This is a genomic window from Caballeronia sp. (genome assembly GCF_049581465.1).
GTDB lineage: Bacteria > Pseudomonadota > Gammaproteobacteria > Burkholderiales > Burkholderiaceae > Caballeronia.
This window is the reverse complement of record NZ_JBAUSA010001414.1, coordinates 1-2776: the sequence shown is the minus strand read 5'-3', so window position 1 is coordinate 2776 and position 2776 is coordinate 1. Positions and strand designations below refer to the sequence as shown.

Annotated in this window: 2 protein-coding genes; both read left to right on the top strand. The window is 57.6% G+C overall.

Going from position 1 to position 2776, the window contains the following annotated elements; genetic code table 11:
• The first annotated feature begins 119 nt into the window (after window positions 1–119).
• A complete protein-coding gene (clpS, locus tag WCA53_RS34215; protein WP_031359828.1) occupies window positions 120–434 on the top strand; it encodes an ATP-dependent Clp protease adapter ClpS in 315 nt (104 codons plus the stop codon).
• Window positions 431–2731 carry an ATP-dependent Clp protease ATP-binding subunit ClpA gene (gene clpA / locus WCA53_RS34210; RefSeq protein ID WP_423922669.1) on the top strand — a complete coding sequence of 767 codons (2301 nt, stop codon included), beginning with the start codon at window positions 431–433 and terminating at the stop codon, window positions 2729–2731. The genes clpS and clpA overlap by 4 nt, the downstream gene beginning before the upstream one ends.
• Window positions 2732–2776: the final 45 nt, after the last annotated feature.

The following is a 2776-nucleotide window of genomic DNA, read 5'->3' as shown; positions in this document are numbered from 1 at the left end:
CGGCGGAATTAAGGCATGACAGGCTCTGGCTGCGCGCGTCGTTGGTGCAGTTTTCCGACCGGACGGTCGGCGTTTTTCGGCAGCATTGCGGGCCTGTCCGAGTTGTTTAGAATGGGTGTATGGCGATCAATCCCAACAAGCAGGATGGCACTGTACTGGAGCGGCAGGAACAAAAGCTGAAACAGCCATCCATGTATAAAGTGGTGCTGCTAAATGACGACTTCACGCCAATGGAATTTGTCGTGTTCGTCGTGCAGGAACATTTCAATAAGGACCGTGAGACTGCGACGCAAATCATGCTGAAGGTTCATCGCGAGGGCAGGGGAGTTTGTGGGGTCTATACGCGGGACATTGCGTCGACCAAAGTTGAGCAAGTCGTTAGCCACGCACGGCAAGCGGGTCACCCGTTGCAGTGTGTGATGGAGGAAGCATGATTGCCCAGGAACTGGAAGTTAGTCTGCACATGGCGTTTATGGAAGCACGTCAGGCGCGGCACGAGTTCATTACGGTCGAGCATCTTTTACTGGCCTTGTTGGACAACCCGACCGCGGCTGAAGTGTTGCGCGCATGCGCAGCAAACATTGAAGATTTGCGGCAGAGCCTGCGCAATTTCATTCATGACAATACGCCGACCGTGCCCGGCACGGACGACGTCGATACCCAGCCAACGCTTGGTTTTCAGCGCGTAATTCAGCGCGCGATCATGCACGTGCAATCGACGTCGAACGGAAAGAAGGAAGTGACCGGCGCGAATGTGCTTGTCGCTATCTTCGGCGAAAAGGATTCGCACGCCGTCTACTACCTGCAACAGCAGGGCGTGACGCGCCTCGACGTGGTCAATTTCATCTCGCACGGTATCGCGAAGACGAATTCTGGCGACGCGGCTAAGGCAAGCAGCGACGCGAACCCGGAAGCGGAAGATGCGGCTGCGCAAAAGGAAACGCCGCTTGCGCAATTCACGCAGAACCTGAACCAGCTCGCGAAGGACGGCAAGATCGATCCGCTGATTGGCCGCGAACTGGAAGTCGAGCGTGTGGTGCAGGTGCTGTGCCGTCGACGCAAGAACAATCCGCTGCTGGTGGGTGAGGCTGGCGTGGGTAAAACCGCCATCGCCGAAGGGCTTGCCTGGCGAATCACGCGCGGCGAAGTTCCGGATATCCTGGCCGACGCGCAGGTCTACTCGCTCGACATGGGTGCGTTGCTGGCCGGTACTAAATACCGGGGTGATTTCGAGCAGCGCCTGAAGACGGTATTGAAGGAGTTGAAGGAACGTCCGCATGCGGTGCTGTTCATCGACGAAATTCATACGCTGATCGGCGCGGGCGCCGCCTCAGGCGGGACGCTGGATGCATCGAATTTGCTGAAACCGGCGTTGTCGTCGGGTCAGTTGAAGTGCATCGGTGCGACTACGTTCACGGAATATCGCGGAATCTTTGAAAAAGACGCGGCATTGTCGCGCCGGTTCCAGAAGGTCGACGTCGCCGAACCTACGATCGAGCAGACCATCGCGATCTTGCGTGGCCTCAAGTCACGGTTCGAAGAGCACCACGGCGTGAAATATTCGTCGGGCGCGTTGTCGGCTGCCGCTGAATTGTCGGCGCGTTTCATCACGGATCGCCATTTGCCGGATAAGGCAATCGACGTGATCGATGAAGCGGGCGCAGCGCAGCGAATCCTGCCGAAGTCGAAGCAGAAGAAGACTATCGGCAAAAACGAGATCGAAGAAATCATTTCGAAGATCGCCCGTGTCCCGCCGCAAAGCGTTTCGCAGGACGATCGCAGCAAGCTGCAAACGCTTGATCGCGACCTGAAGAGCGTGGTGTTCGGACAGGATCAGGCAATCGATGCGCTCGCCGCCTCCATCAAGATGGCGCGGGCCGGTCTCGGCAAGCTGGACAAGCCGATCGGCGCGTTCCTCTTTTCGGGCCCGACCGGCGTCGGCAAGACGGAAGTTGCGAAGCAACTGGCGTTCACGCTGGGTATCGAGTTGCTTCGTTTCGACATGTCCGAGTACATGGAGCGTCACGCGGTGAGCCGCCTGATTGGTGCGCCGCCGGGATATGTTGGTTTCGATCAGGGTGGTTTGCTGACGGAAGCCGTCACGAAGAAGCCGCATTGCGTGCTGTTGCTCGATGAAATCGAAAAGGCGCATCCGGACATCTACAACGTGCTGTTGCAGGTGATGGACCACGGCACGCTGACCGACAACAACGGTCGCAAGGCTGATTTCCGTAACGTCATCATCATCATGACGACGAACGCGGGCGCTGAAGCGATGCAGAAATCGGCGATCGGCTTCACGAATCGCCGCGAAACCGGCGATGAAATGGCCGATATCAAGCGGATGTTCACGCCAGAGTTCCGCAACCGGCTGGATCAGATCATCAGTTTCCGCTCGCTCGATGAAGAAATCATCATGCGCGTGGTCGACAAGTTCCTGATGCAACTGGAAGATCAGTTGCATGAGAAGAAGGTCGATGCGGTCTTCACCGACGCTTTGCGCGCGCATTTGGCGAAGCACGGTTTCGACCCGCTGATGGGTGCTCGCCCAATGCAGCGTCTCATCCAGGACACGATCCGTCGTGCTCTGGCAGACGAGTTGCTGTTCGGCAAGTTGATGTCGGGTGGTCGTGTGACCGTGGACGTGGACGAGAGCGACAAGGTGGCCCTCACGTTCGACGAAAGTCCGGTTCCACGCAATCCCAATCCGGAAGCGGTGGAAGTGGAGTAGGCGGGTTGACGTTGATGACTGAAGTCAGATGACACGCGCTTGAGG

Coding starts and splice junctions, on each gene's coding strand:
- clpA (WP_423922669.1), top strand. CDS start 431: ATGATTGCCCAGGAACTGGAAGTTAGTCTGCACATGGCGTTTATGGAA.
- clpS (WP_031359828.1), top strand. CDS start 120: ATGGCGATCAATCCCAACAAGCAGGATGGCACTGTACTGGAGCGGCAG.